Annotated in this window: 19 protein-coding genes; 7 read left to right on the top strand and 12 right to left on the bottom strand. The window is 53.1% G+C overall.

The window, feature by feature from the left end:
* The first annotated feature begins 6 nt into the window (after window positions 1-6).
* A complete protein-coding gene (locus tag AC2LB6_RS19975) occupies window positions 7-1,686 on the top strand; it encodes an AsmA family protein (protein ID WP_490094841.1) in 1,680 nt (559 codons plus the stop codon).
* A 33-nt stretch (window positions 1,687-1,719) separates the two neighbouring features.
* Here AC2LB6_RS19975 and fabY read toward each other — a convergent pair whose 3' ends face one another.
* The 5 genes from fabY to typA all read right to left on the bottom strand — a co-directional run bounded on the left by fabY (window position 1,720) and on the right by typA (window position 6,660).
* On the bottom strand, window positions 1,720-2,667 hold the full coding sequence (fabY, locus tag AC2LB6_RS19970) for a fatty acid biosynthesis protein FabY (protein WP_090967234.1): 948 nt from the start codon (window positions 2,665-2,667) through the stop codon (window positions 1,720-1,722).
* A 56-nt stretch (window positions 2,668-2,723) separates the two neighbouring features.
* Window positions 2,724-3,161: a D-aminoacyl-tRNA deacylase gene (dtd, locus tag AC2LB6_RS19965; protein ID WP_490094840.1), complete on the bottom strand. Its 438-nt coding sequence runs from the start codon at window positions 3,159-3,161 to the stop codon at window positions 2,724-2,726.
* Entirely contained in the window at window positions 3,158-4,027 is an 870-nt protein-coding gene (locus tag AC2LB6_RS19960; protein WP_090967236.1) for a virulence factor BrkB family protein, read from the bottom strand. Before AC2LB6_RS19960 ends, dtd begins: the two co-directional genes overlap by 4 nt.
* 3 nt (window positions 4,028-4,030) lie before the next feature.
* Window positions 4,031-4,627 (bottom strand): glucose-1-phosphatase, encoded by a 597-nt coding sequence (gene yihX, locus AC2LB6_RS19955; protein WP_490094839.1) that lies wholly within the window; start codon window positions 4,625-4,627, stop codon window positions 4,031-4,033.
* 209 nt (window positions 4,628-4,836) lie between these two features.
* On the bottom strand, window positions 4,837-6,660 hold the full coding sequence (gene typA / locus AC2LB6_RS19950; protein ID WP_490094838.1) for a ribosome-dependent GTPase TypA: 1,824 nt from the start codon (window positions 6,658-6,660) through the stop codon (window positions 4,837-4,839).
* A 438-nt stretch (window positions 6,661-7,098) separates the two neighbouring features.
* On the opposite strand from typA, the gene glnA reads away from it, so the two are divergent.
* From glnA to glnG, 3 genes are all read left to right on the top strand, one after another.
* Window positions 7,099-8,508 (top strand): glutamate--ammonia ligase, encoded by a 1,410-nt coding sequence (gene glnA, locus AC2LB6_RS19945; protein ID WP_013359533.1) that lies wholly within the window; start codon window positions 7,099-7,101, stop codon window positions 8,506-8,508.
* Between the two features lie 138 nt (window positions 8,509-8,646).
* Window positions 8,647-9,696 carry a nitrogen regulation protein NR(II) gene (glnL, locus tag AC2LB6_RS19940; protein WP_008926971.1) on the top strand — a complete coding sequence of 350 codons (1,050 nt, stop codon included), beginning with the start codon at window positions 8,647-8,649 and terminating at the stop codon, window positions 9,694-9,696.
* Between the two features lie 7 nt (window positions 9,697-9,703).
* Window positions 9,704-11,113, top strand: a complete 1,410-nt coding sequence (gene glnG, locus AC2LB6_RS19935) for a nitrogen regulation protein NR(I) (protein ID WP_010258440.1) — start codon at window positions 9,704-9,706, stop codon at window positions 11,111-11,113.
* Window positions 11,114-11,154: 41 nt separating this feature from the next.
* Here the strand turns inward: glnG and hemN are convergent, their stop codons facing one another.
* Window positions 11,155-12,528, bottom strand: coding sequence for an oxygen-independent coproporphyrinogen III oxidase (hemN, locus tag AC2LB6_RS19930; protein WP_490094837.1), 1,374 nt, complete (start codon window positions 12,526-12,528; stop codon window positions 11,155-11,157).
* A gap of 233 nt (window positions 12,529-12,761) precedes the next feature.
* Entirely contained in the window at window positions 12,762-13,286 is a 525-nt protein-coding gene (gene yihI / locus AC2LB6_RS19925) for a Der GTPase-activating protein YihI (RefSeq protein WP_490094836.1), read from the bottom strand.
* Window positions 13,287-13,840: 554 nt separating this feature from the next.
* On the opposite strand from yihI, the gene yihA reads away from it, so the two are divergent.
* Window positions 13,841-14,476, top strand: coding sequence for a ribosome biogenesis GTP-binding protein YihA/YsxC (yihA, locus tag AC2LB6_RS19920; protein ID WP_490094835.1), 636 nt, complete (start codon window positions 13,841-13,843; stop codon window positions 14,474-14,476).
* 85 nt (window positions 14,477-14,561) lie between these two features.
* Here yihA and spfP read toward each other — a convergent pair whose 3' ends face one another.
* The 5 genes from spfP to AC2LB6_RS19895 form a co-directional block, all read right to left on the bottom strand.
* Window positions 14,562-14,609 (bottom strand): small protein SpfP, encoded by a 48-nt coding sequence (spfP, locus tag AC2LB6_RS19915; RefSeq protein ID WP_071892919.1) that lies wholly within the window; start codon window positions 14,607-14,609, stop codon window positions 14,562-14,564.
* Window positions 14,610-14,893: 284 nt separating this feature from the next.
* Complete coding sequence (gene polA / locus AC2LB6_RS19910) at window positions 14,894-17,680, bottom strand: DNA polymerase I (protein WP_490094834.1); 2,787 nt, start codon at window positions 17,678-17,680, stop codon at window positions 14,894-14,896.
* 377 nt (window positions 17,681-18,057) lie between these two features.
* Complete coding sequence (gene dsbA, locus AC2LB6_RS19905) at window positions 18,058-18,687, bottom strand: thiol:disulfide interchange protein DsbA (protein WP_490094833.1); 630 nt, start codon at window positions 18,685-18,687, stop codon at window positions 18,058-18,060.
* A gap of 26 nt (window positions 18,688-18,713) precedes the next feature.
* A complete protein-coding gene (locus tag AC2LB6_RS19900) occupies window positions 18,714-19,700 on the bottom strand; it encodes a serine/threonine protein kinase (protein ID WP_490094860.1) in 987 nt (328 codons plus the stop codon).
* 45 nt (window positions 19,701-19,745) lie between these two features.
* A complete protein-coding gene (locus AC2LB6_RS19895; RefSeq protein ID WP_490094832.1) occupies window positions 19,746-20,021 on the bottom strand; it encodes a YihD family protein in 276 nt (91 codons plus the stop codon).
* 47 nt (window positions 20,022-20,068) lie between these two features.
* On the opposite strand from AC2LB6_RS19895, the gene mobA reads away from it, so the two are divergent.
* Entirely contained in the window at window positions 20,069-20,635 is a 567-nt protein-coding gene (mobA, locus tag AC2LB6_RS19890; RefSeq protein ID WP_490094831.1) for a molybdenum cofactor guanylyltransferase MobA, read from the top strand.
* A 1-nt stretch (window position 20,636) separates the two neighbouring features.
* On the top strand, window positions 20,637-21,152 hold the full coding sequence (gene mobB, locus AC2LB6_RS19885; protein WP_490094830.1) for a molybdopterin-guanine dinucleotide biosynthesis protein MobB: 516 nt from the start codon (window positions 20,637-20,639) through the stop codon (window positions 21,150-21,152).
* The last annotated feature ends 100 nt before the right edge of the window (window positions 21,153-21,252 follow it).

Below are 21,252 nucleotides of genomic sequence, written 5' to 3'. Positions count from 1 at the left end.
GATGCTATGAAATTTCTTGGAAAGTTTTTCCTCACCTTACTTTTGCTGCTGCTTTTCACCCTGGTCGTGATCTATGTTCTGCTGCAGACACAGTGGGGTGCAGGCTGGTTTAGCCGTTGGGTGAGTGACAAAACCGAATGGCATCTCTCCCTGAGTAAAATTGAACACAATTTCTCCTCCCCCTCTCATATCATTCTGGATGACTTCAGCTTTGGACACGATGGACAGCCTGCGGTGCTGGTGGCGAAACGGGTCGATCTCGGTCTGGCACTGATTCAGTTCAGCGATCCGCTGCATTTCAGCAGCCTTGAGTTGCGCGATGGAGAAGTGAATCTGGCCAATCTGGCACCCGGCAGCGCGCTACCGATTCAGGCCGACCGCCTGCAACTCAACAATATGCGTATCGACAGCCCCAACAGCGCGTTACCGCTTTTTGCTCAGCAGGTTAATGGCGGCATTTTGCCGTGGAAACCCACTGCCCTGGATATGCTGGGTCGCGATGCCCGCTTCCAGATGAGCGCAGGCAGCATGACATTGAATAAAGTGCCGGGTGAGAATGTCCTGATTCAGGGCAGTGTTTCTCAGGGGCGGATGCGCTTTGACAATATTGGTGCCGACCTGGCGCGTGGCTCTATGACCGGTAACGGTGAGCGCGATGCCCAGGGCAACTGGAAAATCAATCAGCTGCGACTGAACGACATTCGTCTGCAGACCACCAGCAGCCTGAAAGACTTCCTGCATAGCCTGCAGGTTGTCCCCTCGATTGCCATTACTCGCCTCGACTTGACCGATGCCCGCCTGCAGGGTCCTGACTGGGCGGTGACGGATCTGGATCTGACACTGAGAAACGTTAACTGGCAGGGAGATGACTGGCAGAGTAACGATGGTTCGCTGGCGCTGAATGCCAGCAATTTTATCAACGGTGGATTCGAACTTAATGATCCCATCGTTAATCTGGATTTCTCACCGCAGGGCCTGGCGCTGACGCAGTTCAGTTCGCGCTGGGCGAATGGGGTGATTCGGGCTGACGGTGACTGGTCACGCAACGATAAACGCCTGACGCTAAAAAATCTGGCCGTTGCCGGACTGGAATACACCCTGCCGCAGGACTGGCGTGACCGCTGGCAGGCGACACTGCCTGAGTGGCTGGATAGCGTAGAGGTGACGCGTTTCTCCTCTAACCGTAACCTGATCATCGACATCAATCCGGCATTTCCCTTCCAGCTGACCTCACTGGATGGCTCCGGCGAGAACCTGCTGCTGGCGCAGCAGCACCAGTGGGGGATCTGGTCAGGTAAGCTCAGCCTGAACGCGGCAGAATCGACCTTTAACCGCACCGATCTGCGTCATCCGTCGATTGCGCTGACTGCAGACCCGCAGCAGATTCAGGTTACCGAGCTGAGTGCGTTCAGTAATAAGGGGTTGCTGGAAGGGACGGCTACCGTAGGCCAGCAGCCAGCCCGTCCGCTGACGCTGCAACTAACGGGGCGTGCAGTGCCGGTGAATGTGTTGCAGAACTGGGGATGGCCCGCATTGCCGTTAACCGGTGACAGCAATATGCAGCTGCAACTGAGCGGGGCATTAGCCGCAGGTCAGCCACTGCGCCCGACGGTTAATGGCACTCTGTCGGTGACCACGGACAGTCAGCAGGTACAGCAGAACATGCAGGCGGGCCAGGTACATTGATAACATTAAGGGCCGCTGATGCGGCCCTTATGATTAATTGATACGTGCGCCGGAACCGCCCTCTTCCAGCGGCCCATCCGGATCGGCGGGCAGGACGATATAGACCCCTTCAAACACCGCGCCACACTCATCATTGCCAAAAAGCTCCACTTCAAGCTGCACACGCGCTTTGCGTCCGCGCGCCAGACGATCGAGATCGCCGCTTAGTGAGCCGAGGTCAGCAATCGCGCCAGGCCGTCCACTGATGGGATGGCTGTAGCGAATGTGCGCATCCGCCAGAATAATGGTGCCGCCAAGATGACGCTCACGCAGCAGCAGCCAGATCAATCCCCAGCCGGTCAGCGTTGCCAGCGAGAACAGGCTGCCAGCGAACAGCGTCTGGTGTGGATTCTGGTTACCCGCTTCAGGCATGGTGGTGATAAATTTCTGCCCGGTAAACTGCAGAATACGGACACCCATCTTCTCGCTGAGCGGGATATGATCATACCAGGCCTGTTGCAGCTGTCCGCACCAGTCGGCACGATGCAGGATATCATCGAGCGTAACGACAGGTTTGATCATCAGAAAGTGGCGCACCGGCGTAGTCTGCGGCGCGGTAATCTCGCCCTGATTGATGTAGCCGAGCTTAGCGAAGAACGCGACAGCATCTTCGCGGGCGCTACAGGTCACCCGCTTAGCGCCTTCCTGACGCGCCACTGATTCCAGGGTCATCGCCATCAGCGTACCCAGCCCTTTCCCCTGCACCGAAGGATGAACAGCCATAAAGCGGATAGCGGCCTCATTGTCGGCATTGATATAGAGACGGCCAATGGCGACCGGATCTCCCTGCTCATCAACAACCATCTGGTGATGCGCCAGAGCATCCCAGGCGTCACGTTCCGACCCCTGCGGCTGACGCAGGGGTTTACGCAACATCTCCCAGCGGAACTGATAATAGATATCCAGCTCTTCCGCCGTCTGTGGCACGCGAAGGTGATACATGTAATGTTTCTCCCGCTCGGATATGTGGCCCATTCCCTGCCGCTCAGCTGACGATCTCACACCTGCAACCAGAACGTTACAGGACCATCATTCACCAGCGAGACCTGCATATCTGCAGCAAAACGTCCGTTCGCCGTGGTAATCCCCTGCTGGCGACAGCAGTCGCTAAAATATTCATACAGACGTTCGGCTTCAGCTGGCTCAGCGCCACCCGAAAAGGAGGGGCGCATCCCTTTTTGCGTATCTGCGGCCAGCGTAAACTGCGACACCACCAGCACACTTCCGCCCGCCTGGCGGACACTCAGGTTCATTTTGCCCTGCTCGTCACTAAAGATGCGATAGCCTGATACGCGTTCTGCGAGACGTTCCGCACGCGCGTTGTCATCGCCCTTTTCCACGCCCAGCAAAACCAGTAAGCCGGCACCGATTTCGCCGATCACGTCCTGATCGACGCTGACGCTGGCGTGCTGCACGCGTTGAATCAATGCAATCATGTTTCCTCGCGTTGCTCTTCTTTGTGTTGCTGTTTTAACTGCCGATAGTCGGCTAACGCGACGGTTATTTCAGCGCCTAACAACACAATACACCAGGTCCAGTAGACCCAGAGAAACAGAATGGGGATCACGGCCAGTACGCCGTAAATCAACTGATATGAAGGGAACATAGTAACATAGAGCGCAAAGCCCTTTTTACCCAGCTCAAACAGCGCACCGGCTACCAGCGCGCCAATCAGCGCATCGCGCGGCGGCACCCGCTGGGTGGGAACAATACTGTAGAGCAACCAGAAGGCGAGCCACGATAGCAGAAGCGGAAAAATACGCAGCATCTGATCGACCAGGCTGGTGACGCCGGTCGCATTAATCCAGCGCAGCGACAGCAGATAGGAGCTAATCGCCAGACTGGCTCCCGCCAGCAGCGGGCCGAGCGTCAGGATCATCCAGTAGACCGCAAAGGAGTAAACCATCGGCCGCTTCTTATTGCTGCGCCAGATAGTATTTAGCGCGGTATCGACCGAATGCATCAGCAGTAAGGCGGTCACAATCAGGCCCACCGCTCCGACCGCCGTCATCCGGTTTACGTTAGCAACAAACTGCTCAAGATAGCGTTGCAGCGTGTTACCGGCAGCGGGCATCAGATTGTTAAAGACAAACTGCTTTAACTGCACGCTGATATCTGAGAAGACCGGAAATGCTGCAAACAGGGCAAACACAACCGCAATCAGCGGCACCAGCGCCAGCAATGAGACAAAGGCCAGATTACCGGCCTGGGTCGTCATGCCATCTTCATCAATGCGTTTCCATAACAGCCTGATCCACAACCAGAACGCGTGCAGCCCGGGACGAAATTTACGTGACATCATGAGTTACTGTAGACCTGCAAACCAGTTGGGTACCGTTTTACTGTCAGTAACCAGTACACTTTCTATACCCATGGCGCGGGCCGCCTCAATATTCTGTGGATTATCATCAAAGAACATCGCCTGATCGGCAGTCACACCTTCGGCGTCAAGCACATGCTGATAAATCCGGGCTTCCGGTTTACGCATGCCCAGCTCCTGGGAGAGATAGATTTTATCTGCCGCCTGCTGCACATCCGGATACTGTGTCGGCCAGAAGTCGCAATGCAGCTTGTTGGTGTTAGAGAGAATCACCACCCGATGCCCTTCCAGCCGCAGCCGGTTCATCAGCGCCAGGATTTCCGGACGTACGTCGACGAAGACCGCCTGCCAGCCAGCCGCGAACTGTTCATAGCTCAGCGCGATTTCCAACTTTTCACACAGTGCCAGCGCGAAATCTTCATCGCTGATCTCGCCACGTTCGTGTTGTTCAAACGCTTCATCCATCTGGAAATGGCTTTGCAGCGAGGCCAGCGGCACACGACTAAGATCACTCCAGACACCCAGCACGCGGTTAAAGTCGATATCGATAATCACATTGCCCAAATCAAAGATATACAGCATGGTGTGTCTCCTTCTGTTCCCTGGAGTATTCACTCTAGCGGCAAAAGTGCAGGCTGAACAGGCACTCGCGGAGAGAAAAGCGTAAACGGCAGCGGGTAGGTAAAAAGCGTGACATATCCCATGAATAATCGCTGGCCCGGCTGAAGAGGCAGGGATTTCAGGCAAAAAAAAGCCCCGCAAGCGGGGCTCTTTATCAGTTAAAGCCGCAATTATGCGTCTTTAGGACCACGTGATGCACGTTTACGGTCGTTTTCAGTCAGGTGGCGTTTACGGATACGCACTGACTGTGGTGTTACTTCTACCAGTTCGTCATCATCGATAAACTCGATCGCCTGCTCAAGGGTCATCTTGATTGGCGGAACCAGAGTCGTTGCTTCATCAGTACCTGAAGCACGCATGTTGGTCAGTTTCTTACCGGTCAGACAGTTAACTGTCAGGTCGTTAGAACGGCTGTGAATACCGATAATCTGGCCTTCATAGACTTCTGCACCGTGACCCAGGAACAGCTTACCGCGGTCCTGCAGGCTGAACAGCGCAAACGCAACTGCTTTACCCTGACCGTTGGAGATCAATACGCCGTTCTGACGCTGGCCCACTTCGCCCGGACGAACGTCATCGTAGTGGCTGAAGGTAGAATAGAGCAGACCGGTACCGGAAGTCATGGTCATGAATTCGTTACGGAAGCCGATCAGGCCACGGCTTGGGATCACGTAGTCGAGACGTACGCGGCCTTTACCATCCGGATCCATGTTTTTCAGATCGCCCTTACGCTCACCCATGGCTTGCATGACTGAACCCTGACTGCTCTCTTCGATATCCAGCGTGACGTTCTCGAATGGCTCTTGTTTACGGCCATCGATTTCACGGAAGATAACTTTCGGACGGGATACCGCCAGCTCGAAACCTTCACGACGCATGTTTTCGATCAGAACAGAGAGGTGAAGTTCACCACGACCTGATACGCGGAAGGCGTCAGAATCTTCGGTTTCTTCAACACGCAGAGCCACGTTGTGAACCAGTTCTTTGTTCAGACGCTCAAGGATCTGACGTGAAGTCACGTACTTACCTTCTTTACCGCAGAACGGTGAGGTGTTGACGTTAAAGAACATGGTTACGGTTGGCTCATCGACGCTCAGTGCTGGCAGCGCCTGCACGTTCTGTGGATCACAGATAGTGTCAGAGATGTTCAGCTCGCCCAGACCGGTGATAGCAATGATATCGCCCGCTTCTGCCAGATCGCTGTCGATACGCTCAAGACCCAGGTGAGTCAGGACTTTACCGACTTTACCGTTACGGGTTTTGCCTTCGCTATCGATAATAGTGACTTGCTGGTTAGGCTTAACTTTACCGCGCTTGATACGACCGATACCGATCACGCCCAGGTAGTTGTTGTAGTCCAGCTGAGAGATTTGCATCTGCAGTGGGGCATCAGCCTCAACCTGCGGAGGCGCAACGTGGTCAACGATTGCCTGGTACAGCGGGGTCATATCGTCAGCCATGTCGGTGTGCTCAAGACCTGCAATACCATTCAGCGCGGAGGCGAAAATGATAGGGAAGTCGAGCTGCTCGTCAGTGGCATCCAGGTTTACGAACAGGTCAAAAACCTGATCAACAACCCAATCCGGACGCGCACCAGGGCGGTCTACTTTGTTGATAACCACAATCGGCTTCAGACCATGCGCGAACGCTTTTTTGGTCACGAAGCGGGTTTGCGGCATAGGGCCATCCATCGCATCTACAACCAGCAGCACCGAGTCCACCATGGACATGACGCGCTCAACTTCACCACCGAAGTCGGCGTGTCCTGGGGTATCAACGATGTTGATACGGTAGTCATTCCACTTAATGGCGGTGTTTTTTGCGAGGATGGTAATCCCACGCTCTTTCTCCAAATCATTGGAGTCCATCACGCGCTCTGTTGCTTCGGTACGGGCATCAAATGTACCGGATTGTTGCAGCAGTTTGTCAACCAGGGTGGTCTTTCCATGGTCAACGTGCGCGATGATGGCGATGTTACGCAAATTTTCGATCACAGCTTTGCCTCAGGCATTAGAAATAGCGCGTTATTGTACACTGATTAAGCGGAAGACTGAACACCATCACACTTTTCACTGAAAGTTTATTGAATAGACGCAAATTTGCCCTGTTCCCGGTGCAGAAAATGCACTAAGTTGGTCTTATGCACCAAAATAGTGCCTTAAGATCGCCATAAAGCACCACCATGGTGCAACGAAACCACGGTGGTGCAGCCGCTTTATGACAAAAAGGTGCAGCACAAGGCGATTTAAGCAACATCGGGAAAGTTGGCACAGAATTCGCTTTATCTAAATCAAGCGTAAACGCCAGTCAGATGTCGGTTGAAGAGCGTGCCGGAAGATGTTGGTCAGGGAGTTGTTTTCCCGCAACGGATTCCGGAAACGACGTTTCCTCGCCATGTAGATAATGAAAGACCATTTCCAGGAGAGTTGAGTATGTCCGCTGAACACGTTCTCTCGATGATGAACGAGCATGAAGTTAAGTTTGTTGACCTGCGTTTTACCGATACCAAAGGTAAAGAACAGCACGTTACGATCCCTGCTCACCAGGTTAATGCTGACTTCTTCGAAGAAGGCAAAATGTTCGATGGTTCGTCTATTGGCGGCTGGAAAGGCATTAATGAATCAGACATGGTGCTGATGCCTGACGCCACTACGGCGGTCATGGATCCTTTCTTCGAAGATTCTACACTGATCATCCGTTGTGACATTCTTGAGCCAGGCACCATGCAGGGCTACGACCGCGATCCACGTTCTATCGCTAAGCGCGCTGAAGATTACCTGCGCTCTTCCGGCATCGCGGATACCGTGCTGTTTGGACCAGAACCAGAATTCTTCCTGTTCGATGACATCCGTTTCGGTTCATCAACGTCCGGTTCACATGTGGCTATCGACGATATCGAAGCGGCATGGAACACCGGTAAAGAGTATGAAGGCGGTAACAAAGGTCACCGTCCAGGTCTGAAAGGCGGCTACTTCCCGGTTCCACCAGTCGACTCATCACAGGACATCCGTTCTGCCATGTGTCTGACAATGGAGCAGATGGGCCTGGTGGTTGAAGCGCATCACCACGAAGTGGCGACTGCGGGTCAGAACGAAGTGGCAACCCGCTTCAATACCATGACCAAAAAAGCCGACGAAATTCAGATCTACAAATATGTCGTCCACAACGTTGCGCACGCTTATGGTAAAACCGCGACCTTTATGCCGAAGCCAATGTTTGGCGACAACGGTTCGGGCATGCACTGCCATATGTCACTCTCTAAAGGTGGCCAGAACCTGTTTGCTGGCGATAAGTACGGCGGCCTGTCTGAAATGGCGCTGTTCTACATCGGCGGCATCATCAAGCATGCTAAAGCGATTAACGCCCTGGCGAACCCGACCACCAACTCTTACAAGCGTCTGGTCCCGGGTTATGAAGCACCTGTTATGCTGGCTTACTCTGCCCGTAACCGTTCAGCTTCAATCCGCATCCCGGTTGTTGCCAGCCCGAAAGCCCGTCGTATCGAAGCACGCTTCCCGGACCCAGCGGCTAACCCATATCTGGCGTTCACCGCACTGCTGATGGCTGGCCTGGATGGCATCATCAACAAAATCCATCCTGGCGATGCTATGGATAAGAACCTGTATGACCTGCCGCCGGAAGAAGAAGCTGAGATTCCAAAAGTTGCAGGCTCTCTGGAAGAAGCGCTGAATGCACTGAACGAAGATCGCGAGTTCCTGACCCGCGGTGGTGTATTCACTGACGAATCGATCGATGCTTACATCGAACTGCGTAAAGCAGAGATGGATCGCGTTCGCATGACGCCACACCCGGTTGAGTTCGAGCTTTACTACAGCGTTTAACTGGTCAAACGATTTTGTTGCCGTGGAAACTTTTAGCCCATCTTCGGATGGGCTTTTTTCTCCGCGAATTCACCGTTCATTCGCCCTCCTTTCGGCTTTAAGACTAAAATGCACCGGGTTGGTGCAGAGGAACGTTTTATGGCAACTGGCTCTCTGCCCGATGCAGGGCAGATTCTCAACGCTTTAATCAACAGTATTTTGTTGGTGGATAACGATCTGGTTATTCATTACGCCAACCCGGCGGCGCAGCAATTACTGGCGCAAAGCTCACGCAAACTGTTCGGCACGCCGTTACCGGAATTAACTGGCTACTTTTCGCTGAATATCGAGGTGATGCGAGAGAGTCTTGAGGCTGGCCAGGGATTTACTGACAGTGAGGTCACGCTGGTGGTAGATGGTCGCGCACACATTATGTCGCTGACCGCCCAGCGGTTACCCGATGGCTTAATTCTGATGGAGATGGCGCCGATGGATAATCAGCGTCGCCTCAGTCAGGAGCAGTTACAGCACGCCCAGCAGGTGGCCGCTCGCGATCTGGTTCGCGGCCTGGCCCATGAGATTAAAAATCCGCTGGGCGGATTGCGCGGCGCGGCACAGCTTTTATCCCGCGCCCTGCCCGATCCCTCGCTGAACGAATACACCAAAGTGATTATTGAACAGGCCGACCGGTTGCGGAATCTCGTTGATCGTCTGTTAGGGCCGCAGCAGCCGGGCATGCACATCACGCAGAGCATTCATCAGGTCGCTGAACGAGTGGTGAATCTGGTTTCGATGGAGCTGCCGGAGAACGTCTCGCTGGTGCGGGATTATGATCCCAGCCTGCCGGAACTGCCGCACGACCCCGACCAGATCGAACAGGTGCTGCTTAACGTGGTGCGCAATGCGCTTCAGGCGCTGGGCGACGACGGCGGCACCATTATTATCCGCACCCGCACGGCTTTCCAGCTGACGCTGCACGGCACGCGTTATCGCCTGGTGGCACGTATAGATATTGAAGATGATGGCCCCGGCATTCCGGCCCAGCTGCAGGATACGCTGTTTTATCCGATGGTCAGCGGACGTGAAGGCGGAACCGGTTTAGGCCTCTCCATCGCCCGTAGCCTGATTGATCAACATTCAGGAAAAATAGAATTTAACAGTTGGCCAGGACACACCGAGTTTTCGGTTTACCTGCCTATTCGCCAGTGAGGTTTCTATGCAACGAGGGATAGTCTGGATCGTCGATGACGATAGCTCCATCCGCTGGGTGCTTGAACGCGCGCTCACTGGAGCCGGTTTGAGCTGTGCGACTTTTGATAGCGCAAGCGAGGTGCTGGATGCCCTCTCGACCAAAACCCCGGACGTTTTACTGTCAGACATTCGCATGCCGGGTATGGATGGCCTGGCACTGCTGAAGCAGATAAAACAGCGGCATCCAATGCTTCCGGTCATCATAATGACAGCGCATTCGGATCTGGACGCCGCCGTCAGTGCCTATCAGCAGGGTGCATTCGATTACCTGCCTAAACCGTTCGATATCGACGAAGCGGTTGCGCTGGTAGAACGAGCTATAAGCCACTATCAGGAGCAGCAGCAACCGCGTAATCAGCCGGTCAGCGGACCGACCACCGATATCATCGGTGAAGCCCCCGCGATGCAGGATGTGTTCCGTATCATCGGACGGTTATCGCGCTCTTCGATCAGTGTGCTGATTAACGGCGAGTCCGGTACCGGTAAAGAGCTGGTGGCCCATGCGCTGCATCGCCACAGCCCCCGTACTAAAGCGCCTTTTATCGCGCTGAACATGGCGGCAATACCCAAAGATTTGATTGAGTCAGAACTGTTTGGTCACGAGAAAGGTGCCTTTACCGGGGCAAACCAGATTCGTCAGGGCCGTTTTGAACAGGCGGATGGCGGCACGCTGTTCCTGGATGAGATTGGTGATATGCCACTGGATGTGCAGACCCGTCTGCTGCGCGTGCTGGCCGATGGTCAGTTCTATCGCGTCGGTGGCTATGCGCCGGTGAAAGTGGATGTGCGTATCATCGCGGCAACCCACCAGAACCTGGAATTACGTGTACAGGAAGGCAAGTTCCGTGAGGATCTGTTCCACCGCCTGAATGTGATTCGTGTGCATTTGCCGCCGCTGCGTGAGCGTCGCGAGGACATCCCGCGTCTGGCGCGTTACTTCCTGCAGGTCGCGGCCCGTGAGCTGGGCGTGGAAGCGAAGATTCTGCATCCGGAAACCGAAACAGCCTTAACCCGGCTGCACTGGTCCGGTAACGTGCGTCAGCTGGAGAACACCTGTCGCTGGCTGACCGTGATGGCTGCGGGTCAGGAAGTATTGATTCAGGACCTGCCTGGGGAGCTGTTTGAATCCAGTACCCCGGAAAATCCAGTGCAGTCGCTGCCTGACAGCTGGGCAACGCTGTTGGCACAGTGGGCCGATCGCGCCCTGCGTTCCGGTCATCAGAATCTGCTCTCGGAAGCACAGCCAGAGATGGAGCGTACGCTGCTCACCACTGCGCTGCGGCATACGCAAGGCCACAAGCAGGAAGCGGCACGTTTACTGGGCTGGGGACGAAATACGCTGACGCGCAAGCTGAAAGAGCTTGGCATGGAATAAGCGGTTCGGTACGGGCTGGCGTGATCTGCCAGCCCGTTTCTTCAGATAACGCGGGAAAACTGCTGCTGACGTGCTTTCTGACGCAGATAGCGATCAAAGCACATACAGATATTGCGGATCAGTAACCGGCCAATCCCCGTCACCTCAAGCCCGCCAGCCGTTTGTACCACCAGCCCGTCAGCGATTAACGGTTTCAGCAGCGCCAGATCCTCAGCAAAATAGTCGCTGAAGCGAATGTTCCATTGCGCTTCTGTCGCGGCAAAATCCAGCGAGAAGTTACAAATCAGTGTCTTAATCACGTCACGCCGCAGACAATCATCATCGGTTAAGGCGATGCCACGCCACAGGCCATTTCCCTGCTGTTCCACACTGCTGTACCAGGTATTCAGGTCTTTCTGGTTCTGCGCATAACTGTCGCCAATCATGCTGATGGCAGAGACGCCAAGCCCCAGTAAGTCACTGTCGCCCTGCGTCGTGTATCCCTGGAAATTGCGATGCAACTGCCCTTCACGCTGCGCGATGGCCAGCTCATCCTGCGGCTTCGCAAAGTGATCCATTCCGATAAACTGGTAGCCCTGCTGAGTCAGCGTCGCGATGGTCTGCTGCAGGATATCCAGCTTTTGCTCAGCGGAGGGCAGTTCATCCTCTTTAATTTTACGCTGCGCCGCGAACATCGCCGGCAGATGCGCATAGTTAAACACGCTAAGGCGATCCGGGCTCAGTGCCAGGACCCGCTCCAGCGTCCAGGCAAAGCTGGCGGGAGTTTGCAGGGGCAAACCATAGATCAGGTCGATGCTGGTTGAACTAAAGCCCTGTTCACGGGCACGCGCCATCAGGGCAAAAATCACCTCTTCGTCCTGCACCCGGTTAACCTGTTCCTGCACCGATTTATTGAAATCCTGCACGCCCATACTCAGACGATTGAACCCCAGCGATCGCAGGTGATCAATCACATCCAGCTCAATTTCCCGGGGATCAACCTCGATCGACATTTCGGCATCATCGGCCACGCTGAAGTGCTGCTTCAGCAAACCCACCAGCCGCGAAATCTGTGCATTGTCGAGAAAAGTTGGCGTGCCGCCGCCCCAGTGAAGTTGCGTGACCTGACGCTGACGAAACAGCGGCGCACGCTGAATAATTTCCTGCTCAAGTACATCCAGATAACGGTCCGCTTTGTGGCGCTGACGCGTCACAATCTTATTGCAGCCGCAGAAGTAGCAGAGACGATGGCAGAAGGGAATATGGACATAGAGCGACAGCGGACGATCAGGATAACGCGCCACGGCACGCTGGAAATCAGTTTCCGCGTACTGCTCGCTGAACTCCAGCGCGGTGGGATAAGAGGTGTAACGCGGGCCAGCGTAATTGTACTTTTCAATTAACGCCTGATCCCACTCAATCTGCTGCGATGGCATGCTCACTCCTTCCGATGACGTCGTCTGAGAGAAGGTCGCGAAGAAGAGGAGATGAAAGGTGTGCGGGTTGAGACCCGACGTAAACGCTGCTTCAGCCGCGACAGGCGTCGTAGTTTAAACAATAACCACAGCAGATAACATGTCACCAGCAGCGCGAAAATTGATCCAGGCCAAAACATTGTCGTTTACCTGATAAGCACGGCATGCTGAAACAGCATGCCGATCAAATTTGCTTAGTTGCCCTTCAGCAGACGGTACATATCTTCTTCAGCCTGCTCATCTTCAGCATCATCCATCACAATGCCTAACTGCTCCATCAGTTCGTCGATACGGTCCAGCGAGGCATCCAGCCAGCCCTGATCTTCAGCTGACAGCGTTTCGCCATTTTCCAGCCGATCCAGCAGCGCATCCAGACGCTCATCATTTTCCAGCTTCGCCAGCTCTTCTTCTGGCGTCAGACGCACTTTCTTCTCAGCTGCCGGTTTTTCGACGCTTTTCTTTGGCTTAACGGCTGCGGTTTTCCCCTCAGCAATCAGGGTCACCGGTTTTTTACTGCCGATGCGGGGATCTTTCACGTTCTTCGCCTGACTTCCGCCATTGCTTTCGGACGCCGCCGGATTAGCACGGCTGCCAGATGCATGTCCGCGATGCTTTTTATCACGTTTACGATCGCGTGCTTCATGGTTGATATCGTCACGCGATTTGCGTTTGGCTTTGACGGCAGGTTTGCCGTGAGCAGCTCGTGCAGGTTGCTTCATAGTATTCGGTCCCGGCTTTTTTTATTCAGTATAGAATTGCGGCGAAATCTAGCAGAAAGTAGACAAAGAAAAAAGGCGACAGCTCAAGCTGTCGCCTTATTTCATACCTTCATAGGAAGGAATCATGTTTTAAATCCTTTTCGGCTCGTAACATCCCGGTCAATCCCGCGCCTGCTCAACTCCTGAGCTTTTCCTTATCCCTGTCGGGTCCGCAATCCCTGACCCATTTCCATTCCACCGCTCAAAACCCTCCTGGCATCCCTGATGCGCATCATCCTGATGGGTGCTGCCGTGCACTGCACATTAATGTAGACCAACTGGTAAAAGCCTCAAGCCAGTGCCACAAATAGTTCGTTCGAAAAAAGAACGATTTATCTTAATAAATTGAATCATATGAATTTTTATTTTTAGTAATTAAAGTAAAAAGCGAAATAACCCGCAGCCTTAATGGCAAATCTCTTACAAAGCTGGCCAATGAGACGCGGTTGAGCACTTTAGCGCCATAACGCGTATAATCGCCCGCATTGCCTTAATGCGTTTTCTGGAGTGTCACCTTGTCTGAATTGAATTATCACGTTACCCACTTTGTCATGAGCGCGCCGGATATTCGCCATCTGCCTGCCGATACCGGAATTGAAGTGGCTTTTGCTGGTCGCTCGAACGCGGGAAAATCGAGTGCGCTGAATACGTTAACCAATCAGAAAGGTCTGGCGCGTACCAGTAAAACGCCGGGACGTACGCAGTTGATTAACCTGTTTGAAGTGAAAGAAGGTAAGCGTCTGGTCGACCTGCCCGGTTACGGTTATGCCGAAGTGCCGGAAGAGATGAAGCTGAAGTGGCAGCGCGCGCTAGGTGAATATCTGCAAAAACGTCAGGCGCTGAAAGGCCTGGTGATCCTGATGGATATCCGTCATCCGCTGAAAGATCTCGACCGTCAGATGATTCAGTGGTCCGTAGAAAGCGGAATTCCGGTGCTGTTGCTCCTGACTAAAGCAGACAAACTGGCCTCCGGTGCCCGTAAAGCGCAGCTCACTGTCGTGCGTGAAGCCGCACTCGAATTTGTTGGTGATGTTCAGGTAGAACTCTTCTCATCGCTGAAGAAAATCGGCGTGGATAAGGTTCGTCAGAAGCTGGACAGCTGGTTTAATACGCTTGAGCCGGCGGTTGAGGATCAGGGCGCGGAAGAGTAAGTAACCACCCTGTGCCGCTAAAGCTGGCGGTACCAAAAGCCCAATAAAAAACGCCCCAGTCACAGAATGACTGGGGCGGCTAAATTCAGCCAAATCCGATTACGTGAAGTAAAAGGTCTGAAAGATAGAACATCTTACCTCTGTACCCTACGCGACGAACTTTACCTGATTTTCTGTGCGTGACAAAGGCTTTTTTGTTGCTTACTTACATCAAACAGGGCTTTTTTTACCATGCACGTCACAAAAATAGCGTTGCGATGTAGTTTAATGACGAAAAAAGTGTTTAGACGATAAGCAGTTAGAAAAGCGCTTTATCTCAGTTCCAGCGTTGACCACGCTAAACCGGTCAACTAAACGATTTTCTTATACCTGATTCAGGGCCGATTCAGTTCTTCAGAACCGACCACACGCATCGAATCAGTGGGCTTCATCCCAGTTGTCACCCACACCGACTTCAACCAGTAAAGGTACGTCGAGCTGCACGCTACCCTCCATCAGCGCACGGATTTTCTGGCTCGCCTCTTCAACCGCCTCGGCTTTGACTTCGAACACCAGTTCATCGTGAACCTGCATGATCATTCTGACGGCATTGTCGTTTTGCTGTTCCAGCCAGTTATCCACGGCAATCATCGCGCGCTTGATAATGTCCGCTGCTGTTCCCTGCATTGGCGCATTGATCGCGGCACGTTCTGCGGCTTTCCGGCGAATCGCGTTGCTGGATTTAATATCTGGCAGCCACAGTCGACGGCCTTCAAGCGTTTCCACATAGCCATTACTCGCTGCCAGCTGGCGGGTGTTCTCCATATAGCGCAGTACACCCGGATAGCGTTCAAAGTAGAGGTCCATATACTTTTTAGCTTCGCCCGCACCGATATTCAGCTGACGCGACAGACCAAAGGCACTCATGCCATAAATCAGACCAAAGTTGATCGCTTTGGCGCTGCGACGCTGTTCGCCGTTGACCTTATCCAGCGCCACACCAAACACTTCGGATGCCGTGGCGCGGTGAATATCTTCGCCCTGGGCAAACGCGTCCAGCAATCCTTTGTCCTGGGAGAGATGCGCCATGATACGCAGTTCGATCTGTGAATAGTCTGCCGCCACGATGCGATGGCCTTTAGCCGCGATAAATGCCTGACGGATTCGGCGTCCTTCGTCATTACGCACCGGGATGTTTTGCAGATTCGGATCGGCAGAAGATAAGCGTCCGGTAGCGGTAACAGCCTGATGATAAGAAGTATGCACGCGCCCGCTTATCGGATTAATCATCAGCGGTAATTTATCCGTATAGGTCGACTTGAGTTTGGATAAGCCGCGATGCTCCAGAATCACTTTAGGCAACGGATAATCAAGTGCCAGCTCAGCTAACACCTCTTCACTGGTTGAAGGCGCACCGCCGGGTGTTTTCTTAGTGGGTTTAATCCCCTGCTTTTCAAACAGGATCACCTGAAGCTGTTTGGTGGATGAGAGATTAAAGGGTTCGCCTGCCAGCTCATGCGCCTTTAACTCCAGCTCCGCCAGTCGGGCAGTCAGCTCTTTAGAGTGTTGCGCCAGGATGGATTGATCGATTAGCACCCCATTGCGCTCTATCCGGGAAATCACCGTCAGTAACGGCATCTCAATCTGCTCGAAGACTTTTTTCGGGCCTGCTTCTTTCTCCAGCTCTGGCCACATCTTCAGATGCAACTGCAAAGTCACATCGGCATCTTCAGCAGCATAATGGGATGCCTGCTCTAACGCGATTTGATTGAACGTCAGCTGATTTTTGCCTTTACCGGCGATCTCCTGGAAGGTGACCGTTTTATGGTTAAGCCAGCGAGCGGCCAGGCTATCCATGTCATGCTTACCCACCACGCTGTTGAGAATATAGGACTCAAGCATGGTGTCGAATTTGATACCGGCCAGTTCAATGTCGTAGTTCTTCAGGACGCCACGATCGTATTTCAGGTTCTGGCCCACTTTCCAGGCGTTTTCATCTTCCAGCAGAGGCTTGAGCTGTGCCAGAACGGCTGCACGATCCAGTTGATCAGGCGCATCAAGATAGTCATGAGCAACCGGCAGGTAAGCGGCTTCACCGGGCGCTACCGCGAAGCTGATACCCACGATGTTAGCGCTCAGGGTATCCAGCGCGTCGGTCTCCAGATCAAAGGCAAACACTTCGCTGTTTTTCAGCTTCTCCAGCCAGCTATCAAAGTGTTCCTGATTCAGGATCGTGACATAACCCTCGGTCGGTAACACGCTGCTGGTTTCAACCACAGCGACTGGTTCATCGGACAGCGCCGTTTGCGCCTGAGTATGACTCTTTTTGCCCTGCAGCCATTTACCGTCCTGCAGGTCACTCAGCCAGCGTTTGAACTCATAACGACTGAACAGGGCCTGCAGTGCCTCGACATTGGGTTCAGTGACCGTGAGCTCTTCACAGGGCAGCGCCAGCTCAACGTCCGTCTTGATAGTCGCCAGTTGATAGGAGAGAAACGCCACATCACGATTCTGCTCAAGTTTGGTCGCCATGGTTTTAGCACCACGAAATCCGAGATCGGCAACCTTGTCCAGATTGTCATAAATCGTCTGCATGCTGCCCAGACCCTGCAGCAGAGCCTGTGCGGTTTTCTCACCCACACCCGGCACGCCTGGGATGTTATCTGAGCTGTCGCCCATCATGGCCAGAAAATCGATGATCAAGGCTGGCGGCACACCATATTTCTGCTCAACCTCTTCAGGCCCCAGAATGGTATTGCTCATGGTGTTAATCAGCGTGATAGCTGGGGTGACCAGCTGCGCCATATCTTTGTCGCCGGTGCTGATCAGTACTGAGAGACCCTTTTTCTCCGCTTCCAGCGCCAGCGTACCGATGACATCATCGGCTTCAACGCCGCTTACAGCCAGCAACGGCAGCCCCATCGCCCGCACCATCTCATGCAGCGGCTCGATCTGCGCCCGCAGATCGTCTGGCATCGGCGGACGGTGAGATTTGTAATGCTCGAATAACTCATCCCTGAAGGTTTTGCCTTTGGCATCGAACACCACAGCAACGTGACTTGGATTGTATTGCGCCAGCAGGCTTTTCAGCATGTTGAGCACGCCGTACATGGCGCCAGTGGGTTCACCTGCACTATTGGTCAGCGGCGGAAACGCATGATATGCGCGATAAAGATAGGATGAGCCATCAACCAGAATGAGGGGATTTTCTGCTATTTGCGCCATAAGTCTGTGTTGTCTTCGTTGCTATGGGTTGGTCTATAAGGATGCCACAAGCTGGCGGAAATGGTGAACTAAGGCGTAGGATATGTAGCGTTTTTGACGGTTCTGGAGGGAAGATCGCAACGATCATTCTGTGGATAACTTTGTGCGTAAAAATTATAACGCGCTGCATTTCAGGATATTAAATGTTTTAACTCTAAATAAAATGTATATTTTTCATTGGTTTATTTAATTTCCGTGACCCGATCGGCAATTTTAATTACACGATCCCTTGTGTGGATATTAAATTTATGCCCTGGAGATGGACAAAATTTGCGTCTCTGTTCAATGGCATAAAAAAACGCCAGCAGAGCTGGCGCTAAATGGGGTAGTAAGGCAGATTACTTCTGGCTTACGAGGAATTTAACTACGTTCGCGTAATCTGCAACGAAATTGTCCATAGAGCTGGTATCGAGCCCGCCGTTGTTCACCATATATTTGCCATTGACGAACATCGCTGGTACACCGCGCAGATCAACATCCGCAGCTGCTTTCTGTTGTTGTGCAACCAGCGCTTTTACGGCGAAGCTGTTCCAGGCAGCATCGTAGTCAGCAGCGGAGATACCGGCCGCTTTGACAAAGGTCTCTTTCAGACTGGCAGGATCGGTGATGGTCTGCGTTTTCTGGATGCCATCAAAGATCGGTACTGTCACCTTATCTTCAACGCCCAGCGCCATCGCAACAGCCCAGGCCTGTGTCATAACCGGTCCCAGATCACCCCCAAGGAAATCGACGTGGTATTTCACCAGTTTGGTGTCAGCAGGCAGATTCTTTTTCACCGCGTCATTGACGTGATAAATACGTTCAAACTGATAGCAGTGCGGGCAGAAGAAGGAGAAGAACTCCATCACCTGAGGTTCGCCGGCCACGGGTTTTGGCAGACTTATATATTGTTTACCTTCAGTGAACTGGGCAGCAGATGCGCTGAATGCCAGCACTAAACCCATCAGTGCAAACCAAATTTTTTTCATCGTGAAAAATTCTCCTGACTACGTCATTAATATTGCGGTGTCAGCTGTAGAGGAGGTTCCTGCAACAGCTTCTCCTGCTCGGTAAAGAGTGAAATTTGCCTGCGCCAGAAATCTTCATCTGTCATCCACGGGAAAGCGCGAGGAAAAGCGGGATCCAGCCAGCGTCGGACAACCCAGGCCAGATAATAAACCATGCGCATAGCGCGTAAAGGTTCAATCAGTGACAATTCATTAATATCAAAATCACTGAATTCACTGTAAGCCTCCAGCAGAATATCCCACTGAATACGCTGTTCCTGTCTGTCGCCGCTGATCAGCATCCACAGATCCTGCACCGCCGGGCCATTACGGGCATCATCCAGATCGACAAACAGCGGTCCATCACGCCACAGGATATTACCCGGATGGCAGTCGCCATGTAATCGTAGCGGCTCCCACGTAGTGTGCCACTGTTGCTGCAGCGCGTTACCCAGCTTATCGATCGCCTGTAGTAATGCAGCCTTAAGCGATGCAGGCACTAGTAGTGATTGCTCCAGCACCTGCCGGGGCTCATGCAGGTACTCATCCAGACCTATCGTCGGCCGCTGACTAAACAGCGCTTTACGCCCGGTCTGATGAATGCGGCCAAGGAAGCGGCCTACCCATTCCATCTGATCTTCGTTGTCCGTCTCATATTGCCGTCCGCCCAGGCTGGGAAATACGGCAAAGAAGAAGCCTGCGTGGCTGTGCAGTGTTTCGTCCTTTAACCGCAGTGGCGCCGCGATGGGCACCTCGTCAGCCAGCAGATCAAGCGCATACTGATGCTCTTCAGCAATCTGTTCAGCACGCCAGCGCTGTGGGCGATAAAACTTCGCGACATAGCGACGTTTTTCATCATCGCTGAATTGATAAACCCGGTTCTCATAGCTGTTCAGGGCTGTCAGACCTGATTCGACGCGAATTCCTGTATCCCAGAGCGCATCAAGCAATACGTCGGGATTCAATGTCTCGAAGTTAAAAGCAGCGTCGCTCATCATGTTACCTGTGGTTGCCCTTGCAAATAGCAGCCAAGGATAACACTACTCGTCCTGTTTAATGATACCCCTTGCGCGGAGCAGGGCTGTTTTGAAATCATCTTCATAGTCTTTTTTCAGGCCAGGAATCTCATCATCGCTGGCTGAGTCACGCAATTTAAGATGGTAAATTAATACATCGTCGGTTAATTCACTTAACGGGCCACGGAATCCAGATTCCTGAGCCAGTTTCTGCAAAAATGTGACCAGATTCAGGTCAGGCTCTTTTTGCCAGGCGGGTTGTAGCAACTCGATCAACTCGTTTAAACGATGGCATTTCATTCAGGTTTCTCCCGTATTCACAGTGCGTCATCAGCGAGGGCACAGTCATGACAATATTAACCGGCATCATTCTGGCCGGTGGTCAGGGCCGCCGTATGGGTGGTCAGGACAAAGGATTAGTGCAACTGGATGGCAGGCCGCTTTATCAGCATGTCTTTGAACGGCTCAGGCCACAAGTCGACATTGTCATGATTAATGCTAATCGTAATATTGATCGCTATCAGTTAAGCGGGTGTCGGGTCGTGCAGGATATTTTTGATGATTATCCGGGGCCGCTGGCTGGCATCCACAGTGCATTGCTCGCCATCGACGGTGAATGGGCCGCTTTTTGCTCCTGTGATACGCCTGCAGTGCCTCTTAACTTCGTGAAAAAGCTGGTCGATCAACGCGGAGAGGCACCGGCCGTCTGGGTACGCTCACAGACGCGCGATCATCCTACGCTGGCCCTTATTCACCGTGATATGGCTGCACCTCTCTATGACTATCTTCAGGCTGGTGAACGACGTCTGATGCATTTTCTGCGCGATCACGGTGGCCATGCTGTTCAGTTGGATGATGATGAATCCGCTTTCCGCAATATCAATACACCTGACCAACTGAATGAGAGAGGTTGATATGTCAGTACCCTTACTTGCGATTGTTGGCTGGAGTGGAACTGGCAAAACGACACTGTTACAGCAGGTGATACCGATTCTTAACAGTAAAAGGATTCGCGCCGGGCTGATTAAGCACACACATCATCAGATGGATGTGGATACGCCAGGCAAAGACAGCTATCTGCTCAGAAAAGCGGGAGCCAGTCAGGTGATGGTGGCCAGTTCAGAGCGATGGGCATTGATGTGTGAGACGCCGGAAAAGCAGTCGATTGATTTGCCTTACCTGCTCAGCCGCATGGATCACTCTGCACTGGAGATAGTGCTGGTCGAGGGCTTTAAAGAAGAACCGGTGCCTAAAATTGTTCTATGGCGTGCCGGGATCAAGCGGGGGATCGAGGAGTTGCTTGATGAACAGGTGATCGCCGTCGCCAGCGACCACAAATTAGCGCTGAACGTACCGGTTCTGGATATAAATCGTCCGGATCGCATTGCAGATTTCATTGCTGACTGGCTGAGAAAGCACAAAAGGGGGTAATCCGGCGTGTTTTTCACGATCTGCAGACGTAAAAAAGCCCCGCACTTCCGTGCGGGGCTTCTTCACTTATATAATGCCTGGCAGTTCCCTACTCTCGCAT

The sequence above is a fragment of the Pantoea sp. RCC30.1 genome, assembly GCF_058148845.1.
This window is presented reverse-complemented; position numbering and strand designations above follow the sequence as displayed.

Coding starts and splice junctions, on each gene's coding strand:
- dtd (WP_490094840.1), bottom strand. CDS start 3,161: ATGATTGCATTGATTCAACGCGTGCAGCACGCCAGCGTCAGCGTCGAT.
- AC2LB6_RS19975 (WP_490094841.1), top strand. CDS start 7: ATGAAATTTCTTGGAAAGTTTTTCCTCACCTTACTTTTGCTGCTGCTT.
- glnG (WP_010258440.1), top strand. CDS start 9,704: ATGCAACGAGGGATAGTCTGGATCGTCGATGACGATAGCTCCATCCGC.
- glnA (WP_013359533.1), top strand. CDS start 7,099: ATGTCCGCTGAACACGTTCTCTCGATGATGAACGAGCATGAAGTTAAG.
- glnL (WP_008926971.1), top strand. CDS start 8,647: ATGGCAACTGGCTCTCTGCCCGATGCAGGGCAGATTCTCAACGCTTTA.
- AC2LB6_RS19960 (WP_090967236.1), bottom strand. CDS start 4,027: ATGATGTCACGTAAATTTCGTCCCGGGCTGCACGCGTTCTGGTTGTGG.
- dsbA (WP_490094833.1), bottom strand. CDS start 18,687: ATGAAAAAAATTTGGTTTGCACTGATGGGTTTAGTGCTGGCATTCAGC.
- AC2LB6_RS19900 (WP_490094860.1), bottom strand. CDS start 19,700: ATGAGCGACGCTGCTTTTAACTTCGAGACATTGAATCCCGACGTATTG.
- fabY (WP_090967234.1), bottom strand. CDS start 2,667: ATGTATCACCTTCGCGTGCCACAGACGGCGGAAGAGCTGGATATCTAT.
- yihX (WP_490094839.1), bottom strand. CDS start 4,627: ATGCTGTATATCTTTGATTTGGGCAATGTGATTATCGATATCGACTTT.
- hemN (WP_490094837.1), bottom strand. CDS start 12,528: ATGCCATCGCAGCAGATTGAGTGGGATCAGGCGTTAATTGAAAAGTAC.
- polA (WP_490094834.1), bottom strand. CDS start 17,680: ATGGCGCAAATAGCAGAAAATCCCCTCATTCTGGTTGATGGCTCATCC.
- yihI (WP_490094836.1), bottom strand. CDS start 13,286: ATGAAGCAACCTGCACGAGCTGCTCACGGCAAACCTGCCGTCAAAGCC.
- AC2LB6_RS19895 (WP_490094832.1), bottom strand. CDS start 20,021: ATGAAATGCCATCGTTTAAACGAGTTGATCGAGTTGCTACAACCCGCC.
- mobB (WP_490094830.1), top strand. CDS start 20,637: ATGTCAGTACCCTTACTTGCGATTGTTGGCTGGAGTGGAACTGGCAAA.
- mobA (WP_490094831.1), top strand. CDS start 20,069: ATGACAATATTAACCGGCATCATTCTGGCCGGTGGTCAGGGCCGCCGT.